This window comes from Bradyrhizobium sp. USDA 4532 (assembly GCF_024171315.1).
Taxonomy (GTDB): Bacteria; Pseudomonadota; Alphaproteobacteria; order Rhizobiales; family Xanthobacteraceae; genus Bradyrhizobium; species Bradyrhizobium australafricanum.
This window is the reverse complement of record NZ_JALJZN010000001.1, coordinates 913,921-931,156: the sequence shown is the minus strand read 5'-3', so window position 1 is coordinate 931,156 and position 17,236 is coordinate 913,921. Positions and strand designations below refer to the sequence as shown.

Annotated in this window: 14 protein-coding genes; 8 read left to right on the top strand and 6 right to left on the bottom strand. The window is 64.7% G+C overall.

The genetic code is table 11. The annotated features are described in order from the left end of the window. Positions 1-67 precede the first annotated feature (67 nt). The 3 genes from J2R76_RS04460 to J2R76_RS04450 form a co-directional block, all read right to left on the bottom strand. On the bottom strand, positions 68-517 hold the full coding sequence (locus tag J2R76_RS04460) for a PPC domain-containing DNA-binding protein (RefSeq protein WP_057017046.1): 450 nt from the start codon (positions 515-517) through the stop codon (positions 68-70). Positions 518-598: 81 nt separating this feature from the next. Then, positions 599-3,301, bottom strand: a complete 2,703-nt coding sequence (locus tag J2R76_RS04455; RefSeq protein WP_076831243.1) for an EAL domain-containing protein — start codon at positions 3,299-3,301, stop codon at positions 599-601. Between the two features lie 124 nt (positions 3,302-3,425). Then, positions 3,426-3,920, bottom strand: coding sequence for an ArsI/CadI family heavy metal resistance metalloenzyme (locus J2R76_RS04450; RefSeq protein WP_057017045.1), 495 nt, complete (start codon positions 3,918-3,920; stop codon positions 3,426-3,428). Positions 3,921-4,019: 99 nt separating this feature from the next. Between J2R76_RS04450 and J2R76_RS04445 the strand changes: the two genes are divergently transcribed. The 5 genes from J2R76_RS04445 (at position 4,020) to J2R76_RS04425 (ending at position 11,222) form a co-directional block, all read left to right on the top strand. Next, a complete protein-coding gene (locus J2R76_RS04445; RefSeq protein WP_076831245.1) occupies positions 4,020-4,247 on the top strand; it encodes a hypothetical protein in 228 nt (75 codons plus the stop codon). Between the two features lie 92 nt (positions 4,248-4,339). Further along, positions 4,340-4,690, top strand: a complete 351-nt coding sequence (locus J2R76_RS04440; RefSeq protein ID WP_143271112.1) for a hypothetical protein — start codon at positions 4,340-4,342, stop codon at positions 4,688-4,690. A 113-nt stretch (positions 4,691-4,803) separates the two neighbouring features. Continuing rightward, positions 4,804-6,024 carry an efflux RND transporter periplasmic adaptor subunit gene (locus J2R76_RS04435; RefSeq protein ID WP_076831689.1) on the top strand — a complete coding sequence of 407 codons (1,221 nt, stop codon included), beginning with the start codon at positions 4,804-4,806 and terminating at the stop codon, positions 6,022-6,024. After that, a complete protein-coding gene (locus tag J2R76_RS04430) occupies positions 6,017-9,241 on the top strand; it encodes an efflux RND transporter permease subunit (protein ID WP_076831251.1) in 3,225 nt (1,074 codons plus the stop codon). Before J2R76_RS04435 ends, J2R76_RS04430 begins: the two co-directional genes overlap by 8 nt. 139 nt (positions 9,242-9,380) lie before the next feature. Beyond that, complete coding sequence (locus tag J2R76_RS04425; RefSeq protein WP_076831253.1) at positions 9,381-11,222, top strand: alkaline phosphatase family protein; 1,842 nt, start codon at positions 9,381-9,383, stop codon at positions 11,220-11,222. A 43-nt stretch (positions 11,223-11,265) separates the two neighbouring features. On the opposite strand, the gene J2R76_RS04420 is transcribed toward J2R76_RS04425, so the two are convergent. Continuing rightward, complete coding sequence (locus J2R76_RS04420; protein WP_057017042.1) at positions 11,266-11,847, bottom strand: hypothetical protein; 582 nt, start codon at positions 11,845-11,847, stop codon at positions 11,266-11,268. A 388-nt stretch (positions 11,848-12,235) separates the two neighbouring features. On the opposite strand from J2R76_RS04420, the gene J2R76_RS04415 reads away from it, so the two are divergent. Both J2R76_RS04415 and J2R76_RS04410 read left to right on the top strand, forming a co-directional pair. Then, a complete protein-coding gene (locus tag J2R76_RS04415) occupies positions 12,236-12,895 on the top strand; it encodes a peroxiredoxin (protein ID WP_028337644.1) in 660 nt (219 codons plus the stop codon). 21 nt (positions 12,896-12,916) lie between these two features. After that, a complete protein-coding gene (locus J2R76_RS04410) occupies positions 12,917-14,380 on the top strand; it encodes a deoxyribodipyrimidine photo-lyase (protein ID WP_076831256.1) in 1,464 nt (487 codons plus the stop codon). Here the strand turns inward: J2R76_RS04410 and J2R76_RS04405 are convergent. Then, positions 14,377-15,249: a DMT family transporter gene (locus tag J2R76_RS04405; protein ID WP_050385698.1), complete on the bottom strand. Its 873-nt coding sequence runs from the start codon at positions 15,247-15,249 to the stop codon at positions 14,377-14,379. The genes J2R76_RS04410 and J2R76_RS04405 overlap by 4 nt on opposite strands. 692 nt (positions 15,250-15,941) lie before the next feature. Here J2R76_RS04405 and J2R76_RS04400 point away from each other — a divergent pair. Beyond that, positions 15,942-16,769: a hypothetical protein gene (locus tag J2R76_RS04400; RefSeq protein ID WP_057015859.1), complete on the top strand. Its 828-nt coding sequence runs from the start codon at positions 15,942-15,944 to the stop codon at positions 16,767-16,769. Between the two features lie 30 nt (positions 16,770-16,799). Here the strand turns inward: J2R76_RS04400 and J2R76_RS04395 are convergent, their stop codons facing one another. Next, positions 16,800-17,174: a hypothetical protein gene (locus tag J2R76_RS04395; protein WP_253623763.1), complete on the bottom strand. Its 375-nt coding sequence runs from the start codon at positions 17,172-17,174 to the stop codon at positions 16,800-16,802. Positions 17,175-17,236 lie beyond the last annotated feature (62 nt).

Here is a 17,236-nt window from a genome sequence, read left to right as displayed (position 1 = left end):
GCGGTTCCACGGGTTCGGTTCCGCGCCTCGGGCAGGTCGATTTTTAGGAACTTTTCGGAGGAAAGCGTCAGGCGGTCGCGGCTGGATCGATCAGGGCAATGCCGAGCTCGGGCCGCTTCCGCCGGCGAAGCCTGGCAGGGGCTTCGGTGACCACAACCTCCAGTGTCGGCCGAACGATGCCGGCAAGCAGATGGCCGCCGCGCGTCGATCCATCCGACAGTCCGAGCACGATGTGAATATGCAGGCTGGCCTTGCCGTCGTCGCCGGTCGCGATATCGCCGATCGCGCACAGCACCTCGCATTGCTCGTTGATCTCGATCTTCCGATAGCTCTTGGATGCGAAATCGAACCAGCCGACGGTTGCCCGCTCGAACGCGCCGATCGCGGTGAGCGATGCCGCCGTCACCTTGGCATCATTGGCAAACTTCGTCAGCGCGCCGAACGCTTCCTCGCCGCTATCGAGCACGACGACGTGAACCTGCGCGCTGGGCGCATCGGACACGAGCTTGCTTTTCATGGACCGCCTCGCCTCTCAAGAGCTTCCACTCTCAATCGGAGACGGCGACGATTGTTCCTGACGGACCGGATCGACAGGCGCTCAGGCGGCGACGCAATCGGCCGCGAGCAGCGTCCGCAGGTCCCGCGCAGGAACCGGCCTGCTGAACAGGTAGCCCTGCATCTGCGTGCAGCCGAGCATCTGCACGGTGTCGCGCTGCTGATCGGTCTCGACGCCCTCGGCAGTGGTGATCATGTTGCGGTCGGCTGCGATCGAAACCACGGCGCGGATGATCGAGGCCGAGCCACTGTTGCGGGTCACTTCCTTGACGAAGCTGCGGTCGATCTTGATCTTGTCGAACGGGAAGCGTTGCAGATATTGCAGCGACGAGTATCCGGTGCCGAAATCGTCGAGCGCGATGTGGACACCGAGCGCGCGGAGCTGGCCGAGCGTGACCAGCGCCGCATCGTCGTCGGCGATCAGCACCGCCTCGGTGATCTCGAGCTCGAGCCGGCGCGGATCGAGCCCGCTCTCGGCAAGTGCATTCGCAACCTTCAGCGCCAGCGTCTCCGACTTGAACTGGATCGGCGAGACGTTGACCGCGACGCGCACATGCGCCGGCCAGGCTGCCGCCTCGGTGCAGGCGGTGCGCAGCACCCACTGCCCGATCTCTTCGATCAGCCCGGTCTCTTCGGCAACCGGTATGAACTCCGCCGGCGAGATCATGCCGCGCACGGGATGCCGCCAGCGCAGCAACGCCTCGCAGCCGGTCACCTCGTCGCTGCGCAGGTCGACCAGCGGCTGGTAGTGCAGCTCGAAGCCGCCCTCGGCCAGCGCGATACGCAAATCGGCCTCCAGCGCGCGGCGCAGATTGGCCTGCGCCTCCATCGCCGGATCGAAGAAGCGATGGGTCCTGCGGCCCGCCGCCTTGGCGGCGTACATCGCAAGGTCGGCACATTTGAGCAGGCGGAACAGATCGGAGCCGTGGCGCGGGGCGATCGCAATGCCGATGCTGGCGTCGCTCGACAAATGGTGGCCGAGGCAGTCGAACGGCGTGCGCAGCGACTGATAGATGCGTGCGACCAGGTCGCCGACGTCGTCGTCCGAGGTGATGTCGTGCTGGACGATCGCGAACTCGTCGCCGCCGAGCCGCGCGATGAAGTCGTTCGACCCGACCGACTGGCGCAACTTCTCGGCGACGCGCCGGAGAAACTCATCGCCGATCAGATGGCCTAGCGTGTCGTTGATCCGCTTGAACTCGTCGATATCGATGTAATGGATGGCGAACTCGCGCGTGGCGGCCTCGAGCAGCAGCCCCTCCGCGTGGCGCTGGAACAGCGTCCGGTTCGGCAGATTGGTCAGCGCGTCGTAATGCGCGAGATACTCGATCCGCGCTTGCGCACGCCGCCCATCGGTGACGTCTTCGAGCGTGGTGGCCCAGCCGCCGTCGGGCGCACGCTTGTAGATCAGGCGGATGCTGCGACCGTCCGGCGTCGTGATCACGGAGTCCCGAACCTCATCGCCCCTCGGGTTGGTGAAGCGGGCGCAGTACTCGTCGACGTCGCCGACAAACGAGCCGATCGCCTGGCGATGCAGGATCAGCTCGCGCAGATGGCAGCCCGGCCTCGCGACATCAGGCGAGAGGCCGAACATGTCGATATATTGCTGGTTGCAGATCACGAGCCGCGCCGAGGCGTCGAACAGCAGCAGCCCCTGCGTCATGGTGTTGATGGCGGTGTCGAGGTGCTGGCTCTTCTCGGACAGCCTGCGGCTTGCCGCATCGTGCTGCCGCTGCAGCTGGCGGACGATCAGGAAGACCGCGAAGCTGATGATCAGTACCGCCAACACGGCTGCGCAAAATTGCAGTTTGGTCTGAGTGCGCCAGTCCTCCAGCGCGCTCGATGTTTTCGTGGTAGCGAGGATCAGGATTGGAAAATGCGACAGCGATCTGACCGCACCGACGTTCTCCTCGCCTGAAGCGCCAACGAACCGTCCCGAGGTGTTGCCGCCAAAGCTGATGACCTTCTGAAACACCGGCAGATTGATGATGTTGCGACCGATCACGCCGGCATCCTGCGGATAGCGTGCGATGATGGTGCCGTCGCGGTGGATCATCGAAATCACGGTGTCGCCGCTCAGCGCCAGCGAGGCGACGAAATCCTCGAAATGGCTTGGCTCGACGCCGCGGCTCGCGAAGCCGATGATCTCGCCGTTGCGCCCGGTGATCTTGCGCGCAAAGATCGTGGTCCAGTTGCCGGTCACCTTGCTCATTGCGGGCTCGACGATGACAGGAGACGTTGGCCGTCCCGAAGTGAACTCCTGGAAATAGCGCCGGTCCGCAACGCTGATGTCGGGCACCGGCCACATCTCGGATGAGTTGATCAGCCATCCCTTGGCGTTGAACAGATTGAGCCCGCCGACATGCGGCAGCGCCGCCAGCCGCGTGCGCAGCATCTCGTGCGCGCTCAGGAGTGACATGTTCCTTTCGAACTGATCGGCGGTCTCGACCTGCTCGGCCCGCAGGTAATTCACGATGTCGTCGTGGACATGCTGGAGATCTGTAAGCTGCTGATCGAAATGCCGCGACAGCAGCAGCGCAGTGTTGTTGAGCTCGCGCTCGGACATCTCCAGCGCGCGCTCGCGAAACTGCAGCGCGAGATAGCCGGTGCCAAGCGTGATGGCGAGCACCAGCAGCGCGGCGCTCAAGACGAGCCACTGGATCGCGCCCATCCTGCTGGCGCGCAACACACCCTTGATCGACAGCCGCCGGTATTCCGGCACGCTGCTCGTTGAGACAACCGACATTTTCCTGCCCCTGTGGATGCCCTTGTACGGGAACACAACCCAAGGGGTGGTTAGGAAAATCAGTTATCGGACGGTTAAGGCCAACGTGGACTCGCGCAGAGCCGGCCACTCGGCCGCTCCATACTCACGAGCTGCCGCAAGCCGAAGCCTCGGGCGGCGCGGCCTTGGGCTGTGGGGCGCAACACGCGCTCTGTTTGTCTTCCTGCTTCTCGTGCGCGACACGCGCGGTCCGCTCGCCGGTGCCGTCGCCATAGACGATGCTCTCACCGGTCGTGTGGAACGTCTCCCAGGCGATCCCCGCGGGATCGTCGATCCACGACTTCTCGGACTTGGCATAACAGCACACCGTTTGGCCCTGCTCGATGACCTCGCCGCCGGCCTTGCGCAGCCGTCCGTACACCTCGCCGAGCTCTTCAGCGCTCTCGACCTGAATGCCGAGATGGTCGAGGCCCGGTTCGCGGCGTCGGCTCGAGATCGCGAAGTTGACGCGGGGATCGTCGAGCATCCATTTGGCATAGTCTGATTTCACGACCGTCGGCTCGGCCCCGAACAGCGCCGAGTAGAAGCCGACCGATTGCGGGATGTCCTTGACGGCGACGTGAACATGCATGCGCTTCATGGTGCAGTCCCTTTAGGTTAGGGCGGCGACGCTGGATGGATATTCCATCCCAAGCATGCTCAGATATCAACAGTGTTACAACAGGAGTTCTGCTGCGGAATGGATGCGCTGACGCTGTTCGGGTTATTCGCCGTGACCATGATGCTCGTCTGCTATGCGGCCGAAGATCGCAGCCCCTGGTTCATCCTGGCCTTCGCTGTCTCCTGCGCGCTCGGCTCGGCCTACGGTTTCCTGCAGGGCGCCTGGCCGTTCGGCCTCGTCGAAGCGATCTGGGCGGTCGTCGCGGCGCGCCGATGGCTGCTGCGCCGAACCGCAGACCGCGCGTAACGTTATAGTATCCGCGGCCAATCTGTCGCGGACCGGAACTTGAATGCGCGCGGGCACGGCGCTAAGTAGGCCCCATGGACGCTTCGCGCACCATGATTCAGTCTTCTCCTCACGCAACGGGATCGCGCCGCTGGCGCAGCCTGCTTGCGGGACTGATTTCGCTTGCGCTGGTGCTGTCGTTCTTCCACGGCTGGACCTCCGACGGCGATGCCGACGCGGCTCCCGGCTTCTCGATCGCGCAGTCGATCAACGACACCGGCGGCAAGGCTCCGGCGCATCCCGCCTCGCCTCACAGCGACCATTGCCTGACGCACGTCGCCTCCGTGGCTCCGCAGGAGGCCGCGTTCCCGATCGCCTATGCGCCGCACAGCTACGGCGACACCAACATCGGGCTGCCGGCCTCGGCCGATCGCCGCTCGCCCTTCAAGCCACCCCGCGCCTGATCCGGTCGACGTGACCGGCCGTGCGCTGCTGCCATTCGGCAGCGCGCACCCTTCCGCACAGATCGATGTCGCGACAGCGCAGGGCCATCGGCCTGCGCTGCGGAGAGGCGCATATGAAACGGGTTGTTCTATTTTTCGCCGGCGTGGCCGCCGGCATTGCACTGGTCGTTGTGGCGGCCGGATGGATCGGCTGGCCGGTCAGGTTCCCGGCCGCGACGCAGGAGACTGCGACGACAGACGCAAAGACCGAGGCCCGGCACGAGGCCCCCGGGCATATCGAGCTGAGCGAAGACCAGGTTCGCGAAGCCGGCATCACGTTCGCGCAAGCCAGCGGCGGCATGCTGAAGCGGCATTTCCTCGCGCCGGGATCGCTGATCCCCGATGCGGATCATATCGGCCGGGTCTCGGTGCGCGTGCTTGCGACGGTCACAGAACTGCGCAAGCGTCTCGGCGACGTCGTCGAGAAGGGCGAGATCGTCGCCGCGATCGAAAGCCGCGAGGTGGCCGACGCCAAGAGCGAATACCTCGCCGCACGGCTCACCAACGATTTGCAGCAGACCCTCTACGCGCGGCAGAAGACGCTGGTCGAGACCCGCATCGTGTCGGAAAACGAGTTCCTGCGCACGCGGCTGACCGCGAACGATGCCCAGATCAAGCTCGACGGCGCCCGGCAGAAGCTGTTCGCGCTTGGTCTCTCGGAGGCCGAGATCGCCGACCTGCCGAACCAGCCGCCGGAGAGCCTGCGGACGCAATTCTTGCGCGCGCCGATCAGCGGCCGCGTATCCGAGCGGCGTGTCGACCTCGGCGGATTGATCGGGCGCGAGGGCCAGGAGAGCGAGCTCTATGTCATCGTCAATCTCGACGACATCTGGGTCGATCTCGCGGTCTCCCCCGAAGACATCGGCGCGGTCCGCGAAGGTGTTTCGGTGAAAATCCGCGCCATCGGCACCGAAGATGAAGCCAATGCCGGTGTGATCTTCGTCAGCCCCCTGCTCGACCGCGAGACCCGCAACGCGCGCGTGATCGCGACCATGCCCAACAAGGACCACCGCTGGAAGCCGGGTACCTTTGTCACCGCCGAGGTCCCGCTGTCAGGCGCGCCGTCGACCGTGATCGTCTCGAAGAAGGCGCTTCAAACCATCAAGGGAACGCCGACCGTGTTCGTGCGCGATGCCGACGGCTTCGAGGCGAGATCGGTGCGGACCGGCCGCGAGGACGACGACGATATCGAGATCGTTGCCGGCCTCGCGGCCGGCGAGACCATCGCGGTCCAGAACACCTTCACGCTGAAGGCGGAGTTCGAGAAGGACGAGGCGGAGCACGACCATGATTGAGCGCATCATTGGTCTTGCGATCCGGCGGCGCTGGGTGGTCGTCACATTGACGGCGATCCTGATGGTCCTCGGCGGCCTTGCATTGACGAAGCTGCCGATCGACGCGGTGCCCGACATCACCAACAAGCAGGTCCAGATCAACACCGTGGCCCCGGCGCTGTCGCCGGCCGAAATCGAGAAGCAGATCACCTTCCCGATCGAGACGGCCCTGGCCGGCGCGCCCGGCCTCGAGAGCACGCGCTCGCTCTCCCGTAACGGCTTCTCGCAGATCACGGCAGTGTTCAGCGAGGCCACCGACATCTATTTCGCCCGCCAGCAGGTCGGCGAGCGCCTGACCGAAGTCCGCGCGCGCCTGCCGCAAGGCATTGAGCCGCGGATCGGCCCGACCTCGACCGGCCTTGGCGAAATCTACATGTGGACCGTCCATTACTCTGGCCAAAAGGTGCAGACCGACGGCGCGCCGGGCCTGCAAAGCGACGGCCGCTTCCTGACGGCGGACGGTCAGATGCTGCAGAGCGAGGTCGAGAAGGACGCGTATCTGCGCACGGTGCAGGACTGGATCATCAAGCCGCAGATCAAGATGGTGCCTGGTGTCGCCGGCGTCGATACGATCGGCGGATACCTCAAGCAGTATCAGGTCCATCCCGATGCGGCGAAGCTGATTGCGCTCGGTCTCACCTTCGCCGACGTTGCCAAGGCGATCGAGACCAACAATGTCAGCCGCGGTGCGCGCTATATCGAGCGCAACGGCGAAGGCTTCGTCGTGCGCTCCGGCGGCCGGCTCGAGAACATCGACGAGCTCGGCGCCGTCGTCGTCACCACCCGCGGCGGCGTCCCGGTACGGATCCGCGACCTCGCCACGCTTTCGATCGGCGGCGAGACGCGCACCGGCAGCGCCAGCGAGAACGGCCGCGAGGTCGTGGTCGGCACCGCGCTGATGCTGATCGGCGCCAACAGCCGCACCGTGTCGGCCGCGGTCGACGCCAAACTGCGGACAATCATGCCGTCCTTGCCGGCCGGCATCGAGGTCAAGACGGTGCTGGATCGCACCCAGCTGGTCGATGCAACGATCGGCACGGTGGCGCGCAACCTCAGCGAAGGCGCATTGCTCGTGATCGCCGTGCTGTTCGTGCTGCTCGGCAATTTCCGCGCGGCATTGATCACGGCGATGGTGATCCCGGTCGCGATGCTGATGACCGCGATCGGCATGTGGCAAGGCCGGATCAGCGCCAATCTGATGAGCCTTGGCGCGCTGGATTTCGGCCTGATCGTCGATGGCGCCGTGATCATCACCGAAAACAGCCTGCGTCACCTCGCCGAGAAGCAGCATGCGCTCGGCCGCGTGCTGACGCGCGATGAACGGCTGGCGACGGTGCGGGCCTCCGCGGCGGAAATGGTGCAGCCGAGCCTCTACGGCCAGGCCATCATCCTCTTGGTCTATGTGCCACTGCTGACCTTCACCGGCGTCGAAGGCAAGATGTTCGAGCCGATGGCGCTGACCGTGATCCTTGCGCTCGCGGCCGCCTTCGTGCTGTCGCTGACATTGGTTCCGGCGCTGATCGCGATCGGCATCACCGGCCGCGTGCAGGAGCAGGAAAACCGGCTCGTTGCCGCCCTGAAGCGCTGCTACAGCCCGCTGCTCCGGCGCGCGGTTGCAACGCCTGTGCCGGTCATCGCGGTGGCGGTCGTGCTGTTCGCGACCGCCCTGTTCGGGTTCTTCCGCCTCGGCCAGGAGTTCATCCCCTCGCTCGACGAGAAGAACATCGCCATGCACGCGCTCAGGATTCCGAGCACGGCGCTGTCACAGTCGCAGGCGATGCAGCTGTCGGTCGAGAAGGCCGTCAGCCGCTTTCCGCAGGTGTCGTTCGTCTTCTCCAAGACCGGCACCGCGGAGGTGGCGAGCGATCCGATGCCGCCGAACGCGTCCGACACCTTCATCATCCTGAAACCGCGCGAGCAGTGGCCGGACCCATCGCTGACCAAGGAACAACTGATCGAGGACATCTCGAAGGCGGTCGGCCGGCTGCCCGGCAACGTCTATGAGTTCACCCAGCCGATCCAGATGCGCTTCAACGAGCTGCTCGCCGGCGTTCGCGGCGACATCGCGGTCAAGGTGTTCGGTGACGAGTTCGGGCCGATGCAGAAAGCTGCCAACCAGATTGCCTCGGCGCTGCGCAGCGTGCGCGGCGCGACCGACGTCAAGGTCGAACAGGCCGGCGGCCTGCCCGTGCTCGAGATCAAGGTCGACAAGGCGGCGATCGCCCGGCGCGGCCTCAGCGTTTCGGCCGTGCAGGACGTGATCGGTGCCGCGGTCGGCGGTCAGGATGCCGGTGTTGTGTACGAAGGCGATCGCAGCTTCGACATCGTGGTGCGATTGCCGGAGAGCGTGCGCTCCGATCTCGAGGCGCTGAGCAATTTGCCGGTCGCATTGCCGAAGGCAACGCCGAGCTCGCCGGTGCAGAGCCTGCCGCTCAACCGCGTCGCCCAGTTCTCCTTCACCGAGGGGCCGAACCAGATCAGCCGCGAGAACGGCAAGCGCCGCATCGTGGTGACAGCCAATGTTCGCGGCCGCGATCTCGGCTCGGTGGTCGAGGAAGCCCAGGCAAGAGTCACGCAATCGGTGCAGCTGCCGCCGGGCTATTGGATGACCTGGGGCGGCCAATCCGAGAACCTCGCCGCGGCGCGCCAGCGCCTGGCCGTCGTGGTGCCGGCGTGTTTTGCGATGATCTTCCTGTTGCTGCTGGCGGCGATGGGCTCGGCCCGCGATGCCCTGCTGGTGTTCAGCGCGGTGCCCCTGGCGCTCACCGGCGGCATCGCCGCACTTTGGCTCCGCGGCATGCCGTTCTCGATCTCAGCGGCGGTCGGCTTCATCGCGCTGTCGGGCGTTGCGGTGCTGAACGGGCTCGTGATGCTGAGCTTCATCCGGCAGTTGCGCGAGCGCGGCGTGCCGATGCGGGAAGCCATCGAGCAAGGCGCCCTCACCCGCTTCCGCCCCGTGGTGATGACCGCCTTGGTGGCCTCGCTCGGCTTCGTGCCGATGGCGTTCGCCACCGGCACCGGTGCTGAGGTGCAGAAGCCGCTCGCCACCGTCGTGATCGGCGGCCTGATCAGCGCGACCCTGCTGACGCTCGCCGTGCTGCCGGCGCTCTATGCCCGGTACGGGCATGCCGGCAGCGCTGCGCGCAATGAGAGAACCGCGATTCAGCCTGCGGAATGACGGTGTGTTGACCGGCGTCCTGCGGGAAAAATCCGGCCGTTACAGCGCCGAGCAAGCGCTGTAACATTTCTGTCATATGGCAAAACTAAACGAAGGCTGCGGCGGGCTGCCGCGGGGCTTCATCAGGGGGAACAGCAATATGCGTCGTGCCATTACCTTACTGTCCGCGAGCATAATCGCGCTTTCGGCGGGCGCCGCCTCGGCGCAGAACGCCAAGCCCCGCAACCTCATCCTGTTCGTCCCGGACGGCCTGCGTGGCGGCATCGTGACGCCGCAGACGGCGCCTGCGATGGCGGAAATCCGCGACAAGGGCGTCAACTTCAAGAATTCGCACTCGCTGTTCCCGACCTTCACGATGGCGAACAGCTCGGCGCTGTCGACCGGCCATTATCTCGGCGACACCGGCACCTTCTCCAACACGATCTATACCGGCTACACCTCGGCGCCGGCGGGCGACACCGTGGTCCCCTTCATCGAGAACGACGCGGTGCTCGCCGATGTCGACGATCACTTCAACGGCGACTACCTCAACGAGGAGACGCTGCTAAAGATGGCCCGCGGCCAGGGTTTCAGCACCGCCGCCATCGGCAAGGTCGGCCCGACCCTGCTGTTCGACCACACCGATCGCGGCAAGAACACGATCGTGGTCGACGATTCCACCGGCGGCAAGACCGGCGTGCCGCTCTCCGACGAGATGAAGGACGCGCTGACCAAAGCGGGCCTGCCGCTCGCCACGCCGAGCCGCGGCGACAATGCCAAGGCGGGCGACGCCAAGACACCCGGCACGACGGTCGCCAACGTGACGCAGCAGGCCTACATGGCCGACGTCGCGACCAAGGTCGTGCTGCCGATGTTCAAGGCGCGCAACAAGCCGTTCGTGCTGGTGTTCTGGTCGCGCGATCCGGACGGCAGCCAGCACAACACCGGCGACAGCCTCAACAGCATCACCCCCGGCATCAACGGCCCGACCTCGATGGCCGGCATCAGGAATGCCGACAACAACCTCGCCCAGCTGCGCAAGGCGCTCGACGAGCTCGGGCTTTCCGCCGACACCAACATCATGGTCTCCTCCGACCACGGCTTCTCGACGATCTCGAAGGAGAGCAAGACCAGCCCCTCGGCCAAGATCGCCTATAGCGACACGCCGCAGGATTTCCTGCCGATGGGCTTTGTGGCGATCGACCTCGCCAGGGCGCTGGACCTGCCGCTGTTCGACCCCAACGACAAGAACGCCAAGGTCGCCGACAACGCCCACACGAAGGCCGGCAACGGCGTGCTCGGCCAGGACCCGGCCAAGCCCGATGTCGTGATCGCCACCAATGGCGGCTCGGACCTGATCTATCTGCCGAACCGCGACAAGAAGCTCGCCGACCGCGTCATCAAGGCGCTGCTCGAGCAGGACTATGTCAGCGGCCTGTTTGTCGACGACAAGCTCGGCACCTTCCCCGGCACGCTGCCGATGTCGAACCTCAATCTGAAGGGCAAGGCGGTGACACCGAACCCGTCGATCGTGGTCAATTTCCGCTCCTGGTCGAGCGGTTGCGAGATCCCGACCAACTGCTCGGTGCAGGTCGCCGACACCGTGCTGCGCCAGGGCCAGGGCATGCATGGCAGCTTCAGCCGCGGCGACACCTTCAACTTCACTGCGGCGATCGGCCCCGACTTCAAGGCGGGCTATGTCGATCCGCTACCGGTCAGCAACGCCGATGTCGGCATGACCGCCGCCCAGCTGCTCGGCCTGCGCGCGCCGAACAATGGCGGGCTGATCGGCCGAGTGATGTCGGAGGCGCTGCCGAACGGCATCGTGCCGAAGATGGTCGAGGGCACCATCATGTCGAAGAAGCCGTCGGCCAACGGCCTGCGCACCGTGTTGAAATTCCAGCGAGTGCTCTCGACCCGCTATTTCGACGTCGCCGGGTTTCCGGGGCGGACGCTCGGACTCGAGGAAACCGGCGGCAAACAGAAAACGGCGGGGAAGTAATCCCCGCCGTTTTCGTCGAATTCCAGTTACGCGGGATGATGGCTTACATCATCCCGATGTCGAACACGTTGGGGAGCTGCGCCGCGAGCGGCAGCGCGGTCGCGCCGACCAGCGTCGCCACCATCGCCGCCAGCGCGCGGCCGGTGCGGCGCTGACCGCGCATCTGGCCCGCGATCCACTCCAGGACCTTGGTGTCCATCTTGGCGCCCTGCCTCGGCGCCCAGCGATCGATCTCGGTGTCGGGCGACAGCGCCACCGTGCGCGGCGGCACCGGCAGGCCGGACTCGGAGGCGGCATGGTGGGCGATCGCCTTGGCGAGCAGATCGTCGAACCGGCCGCCATCGCTGCGCTCGGCGGCGGCCTCGTTGATCGCGAACAGCGCCTCGATCTCGGCCCGGCTGATCGGCTGATGCTCGACCGCGGCCGCCGTCAGGATGCGCGCGCACCAGGCAGCGTCATCGGCATCGAGAGACCGGGAGAAATGGATGCGGCCCTTGGTGGTCGGGCCTTCGCCGGTGATCACGCCGTCGCGCACAATGGTGAGCGCATGGGCGGCAGTCTTGCGGCAGGACGGATGCAACGCACCGCTGAGAGGCTCAGCGGTCTTGGTACTTGGGGTAGACATTGTGGGAGCTTTCAATTCCTATCTCAGGCCAGCTTTTCCATGCGGGCGTAAACGAGTGGTTAATGATTCGGAACTTGCGTTCCGAGATTTTTAGATGGTTGCTATTTGGTCGCTTTAAACGTCGTCACGGTTCAGTCCTATAGCAGCCAGGGCCGGCGTGATGACTGCGATAAGCGGCATTATCTGGGCATTTCCAAGCCTTTGTGCCGCAGCTGATGTTTCGCCGCAGGGATCCGGATCAAAACAAGTTGCTTGGAATTCCGTCCTCAAGGAGAAATGTTTCACCTTTTTTCAGAACCCGTTCACTTAAGCCTTATCCCGTCCTATACTGGAACAGACAGCCTCAAATACAAATTCAGTTACAACTTCAAAGAGATGAGGTAAAATCATGGCACTTCAGATTGGCGCCGTCGCCCCCGACTTCGAAGCCGAGACCACCGAAGGAAAGATCAAGTTCCATGACTGGATCGGCAACAGCTGGGCGCTTTTGTTCTCCCATCCCAAGGACTTCACCCCGGTCTGCACCACCGAGCTCGGTGCGCTCGCCCGCCTGAAGCCCGAGTTCGACAAGCGCGGCGTCAAGCTGATGGGCTTGTCGGTCGACCCGGTGGACCGCCACGCCAAATGGTCCGACGACATCAAGGAAACCCAAGGCGCGGCGCCGAACTATCCGATGATCGGCGACACCGATTTCAACGTGTCAAAGCTCTACGACATGCTGCCGGCCTCGACCTCGGGCGATCCCCTCACCCGCACCGCCGCCGACAACCAGACCGTCCGCAACGTGTTCGTGATCGGACCGGACAAGAAGATCAAGCTGGTGATGGTCTATCCGATGACCACCGGCCGGAATTTCCAGGAGATCCTGCGCTCGATCGACTCGCTGCAGATGACCGCCAAGCACCGCGTCGCCACCCCTGCCGACTGGAAGCAGGGCGAGGACGTGATCATCGCGGGCTCGGTCAGCGACGACGAAGCCAAGACGATCTACCCGCAGGGCTGGAAGGCGCCGAAGCCTTATATCCGCATCGTGCCGCAGCCGAAGTAGCGGCAGGCTCACTGCGTCCGGGTGACCCGCGCACAGCCGATCATCGTCTGGTTTCGTGACGATCTGCGGCTGTCGGATCACCCGGCGTTGCATGAGGCGGCGGCAAGCGGCGCGCCGGTCGTCGGCCTCTATGTGCGCGACGAAGAGAGCCGTGCATTGATGCCGCCGGCCTTACGTCGGCTCGGGGGTGCGACGCGCTGGTGGCTGGCGCAGTCGTTGCGCGCACTTGGCAAGAGCCTCACCATGGCAGGCGGATCGCTGGTGCTGCGCACCGGACCGGCCGCGTCGGTGATCGCCACGTTGGCGCGCGAAATCGGCGCACGCGCCGTATTCTGGAACGACATCGCGCAGGCTCCGCATCAGGCCGTTGCCAGAGAAGTCGAAGCCGCGCTCGCAAGTGACAGCATCGACTCGCAAATTTTCCGCGGCGATCTGCTCGTCGAACCGAAGGCGCTCCGCAACAAGGACAACCGGGCCTTGCGCGTGTTCACGCCGTTCTGGCGGCGCGTCCAAGGCCTCGGCGATCCGCCAAGGCCGTTGCCGGCGCCGAAAAGACTCACATCCATCGGCGGCATCGCGAGCGACGCCCTCGATGACTGGGGTCTCGAACCGACACGGCCGGATTGGGCCGGCGGCCTGCGCGAGACCTGGACACCGGGTGAAGCCGCGGCGCAGGCGCGGCTGAAGCGATTCCTCGATGAGGGGATCAGCGGTTACGCCGACGACCGCGATCGGCCCGACCGCGACGGCACCTCGCGCCTGTCGCCGCATCTGCGCTTCGGCGAGATCAGCCCGCGGCAGGTCTTTCACGCGGCCCGCTTCGCCGCCGCGGAAGACTCGCGCCTTGCCGGCGACATCGACAAGTTCCTCAGCGAGCTCGGCTGGCGCGAATTCTGCCGCCATCTGCTGTTCGACGTCCCCGATATGGCGGATCGGAACTTGCAGGAGCTGTTCGATGCCTTTCGGTGGAGGCGCAGCGCTCTCGCCCTGGAGGCGTGGCAACGCGGACTCACCGGCTATCCGATCGTCGATGCCGGCATGCGCGAGCTCTGGCACAGCGGCGTGATGCACAACCGGGTGCGAATGGTGGCGGCCTCGTTCCTGGTCAAGCACCTCTTGATCGACTGGCGCACAGGCGAACAATGGTTCTGGGATACGCTGGTCGATGCCGATGCCGGCTCCAATCCCGCCAACTGGCAATGGGTCGCGGGCTGCGGCGCTGACGCCGCGCCCTATTTCCGCGTCTTCAATCCGGTCCTGCAGGGCGAGAAATTCGATCCCGACGGCGGCTATGTCAGGCGCTGGGTGCCGGAGCTCGCGCAGCTCTCCAACGAGCTGATCCATCAGCCCTGGACAGCGACACCGATCGAGCTGGCGAGCGCCGGCATCGAACTCGGCAAGACGTACCCGCCGCCGATCGTTGATCACAAGCAGGGGCGCGAACGCGCGCTTGCAGCTTACGCGAAGATCCGTCGCAAAGACTAAGCGCGGCGATTGACCAGCAGCACCGCCGCGGCGCAGGCGGCCATGCCGGCAATGGCGACATGATCCAGCCGCTCGTCGAACAGGACGTAGGCCATCAGCGCGGTCACCGCCGGCACCAGATAGAAAAGGCTCGCGACCGAGGTCGCGGCATGGTGACGGATCAGCCAGTACAACAGCCCGATCGAACCGATCGACAGCGCGAACACGAGCCAGGCCAGCGCCAGCACGAACTCGCCGGTCCAATGCACCACATTGGTCTCGAACACAAAGGCGCCGATACCGAAGAAGATCGTCACCGCGATGTACTGCACCAGATTGCCGGCGCGCCAGTCGATCCGGTTGCAATAGCGCCGTTGATAGAGCGTGCCCAAGGTGATGCTGATCAGCGAGACGCCGGAGGCGAGCCAGCCCCACCCCGCCTCGCCCGTCATCGGCCGGTTGTGCAGGATCAAGACGACGCCGGCGAGGCCGAGCACCAGCCCGCCCCATTGCAGCGGCGTGACGCGCTCGCCCAGCCAGCGGTTGGCAATGGTCGAGGTCAGGATCGGCTGCAGGCCCGGGATCAAGGCCGAGAGCCCCGCCGGAACCGAATGCGCGATCGCAATCGCGGTGCCGCCGAGGTAGAAGCCGTGCACCAGGATGCCGGCGACCGCGCTGTGGAAAATACCAGTCCGGTCCGGCCAGTTCGGCCGCGCGATCGCGGCGATGACCGCCATCACCACCACCACGAACGCCATCCGGATCGCCAGATAGGTCAGCGGCTCCGCATTGTTGATGACGTATTTGGTGCCGATGAATCCGGTGCTCCACAGCACGACAAAGATCGCCGGCGCCAGACGAGCGGCAGTTTCCTCGAAGCTCTTGTTCATTGCAGACCGTCATTGCCTGAAGATGAAGCAACCAGCAATCGCGAATTTTGTGGGGTGCCGCGCCCGTTTGCGCAAGCACACTTTCGTCCCGGCGCAAGCAGGCACGACAGTGGGGATGAGTCGCAATTCAAGATGACCAACACGCGGTGTCATCACCCGCGCATGACGCCGGAAGGAAGGAGAATGAGAGCTCACGGCTCTTTCCTGGCGTCGTCCCTGCGAAAGCAGGGACCCATACTCCGCGGCGGTTGTTGTGAACGGGACTCGTCGTATCAGCATCGCGCAACAATCAGCATTTGTGGTTATGGGTCCCTGCTCCCGTGCGCAATTGCGCACTAGGCAGGGACGACACTGGCTGTGTTGCGCGGTCAGTGGTTTGACAGGTTTTCACTGAGTTGCCCGTCGGGTCGACTTGCCGCGGTGACAGAGGCTCGCGAGCTCGCCGACCTCGCCAGTCCTCTCACGCGAAGCGCCGGCCGCACGCGCTGCCAATCACGACGATTTGTCCTCAGGGATGCCATGCGCGTTTATCGGATGCGACATGCCGCCCTCACCGATACGCTTCGGTGGAATCTCGCAGCCGTCGGTCGCGGCACGTTCCGGATTGCACTGGAATATACCGTCGCCGAATACCGGCGGCCAAAAACACTGCACAAGAAGAGCCGGCCACGAGCCGGACAAGAAGAAAAACAATGGATCAAGTGGCGTTGGTCGTCGTTCGGGCGGTCGAGAGCGGCGCGACGACGACGAAAGATATTATCGGCGTGACCAGATTGTCGCGTCTCAAGGTCGAGCGTGCACTGAGCACGCTGGAGAAGCAGAAGCTGCTCCTCCGCGAACGGCAGGGCTCGTGGGCCCTCGGCTTTCCCGTGGCTCCGACGGTCAGGCAATGTGGATCATGCACCCTCTGCTGCAAGGTGCTTGAGGTGACCGATCTCAGCAAGCCGGTGAATACGGTCTGCAGCCACATCCTGGCGGGCGGCGGATGCGAGATCTACCACGAGCGTCCCCGGCAGTGCCGCTCATTCAGCTGTGCCTGGCTGCAAGGCCACCTCGATGATGATTGGTTTCCCGAGACCACGGGCATGGTGCCGCATTTCGGGCTCGACGCGCTGAATGTGCAGGTCGACCTCGATGATCCCGACCGCTGGCGCGAGGAACCCTATTTCAGCAAGCTGTGCGAACTTTCGTTGAAGGGCCTCAGGGTAAGTGAAGGGCGGCCGTATGCCACCCTCGTCATCGTCGGTCAGGACCGCTACCTGCTGCTCGGGCGGACCATCGTGCCCGATCCAACGCTGTTCGGCACCGCCTTCGTGCCGATTACGCTCGACACCTTCCGCTACTGGAAGGCAACATCGCTTGAGCATCTGCAGCGGTTGAACGATCGGGTCATGGAGATCCAGCGCATCCAGCAGGAGTTCGGCCATTGCGCCATCCCTGACGACGACGATCCCTCCCCGCCTTACCGGCCGGCTCTTCTCCAACGGTCGAAGGAACTGGGCGTGATACGCACGACGTGACGACAGCCGGACACAGCGCAGGTCAGCTCGTCATCTCAGGTGATACTTCCTGCCGTTGGTATTCGGGTCTGTGTTGTCGCTGGTCGAGAACATCAAGGCCGGGCCGAAGTAATTCCAGGTGTCCCGGTAAAATGCGAAGCGGCCGGCACCCTTGTCGATGATCTCTTGCTGGGCGGTGTTCGCGGGCCCGAGAAGCCGGTCGTCTTCGTACAATCGGGCAGTCTCGAGCGTGCCGTCCACGTATTTGACGGGGATGAGATACGCATATCCCTTGTAAAGACGGAAGGCGCCACGCAACAGGTTCCTGTCGATCGGACTCGGAGGAACCAGAAAAAGGAATGCGCTCGACGCCAAGGCAAAGAGCGTCGATCCGATCGCGATGCACGTGCTGGCAGATGTCCTCAACGATACTTTTCCCTTGGCTCTTGCTTGCGAGGCTTCCCGCCTTCTGTAGCGCGCGCCTGCGG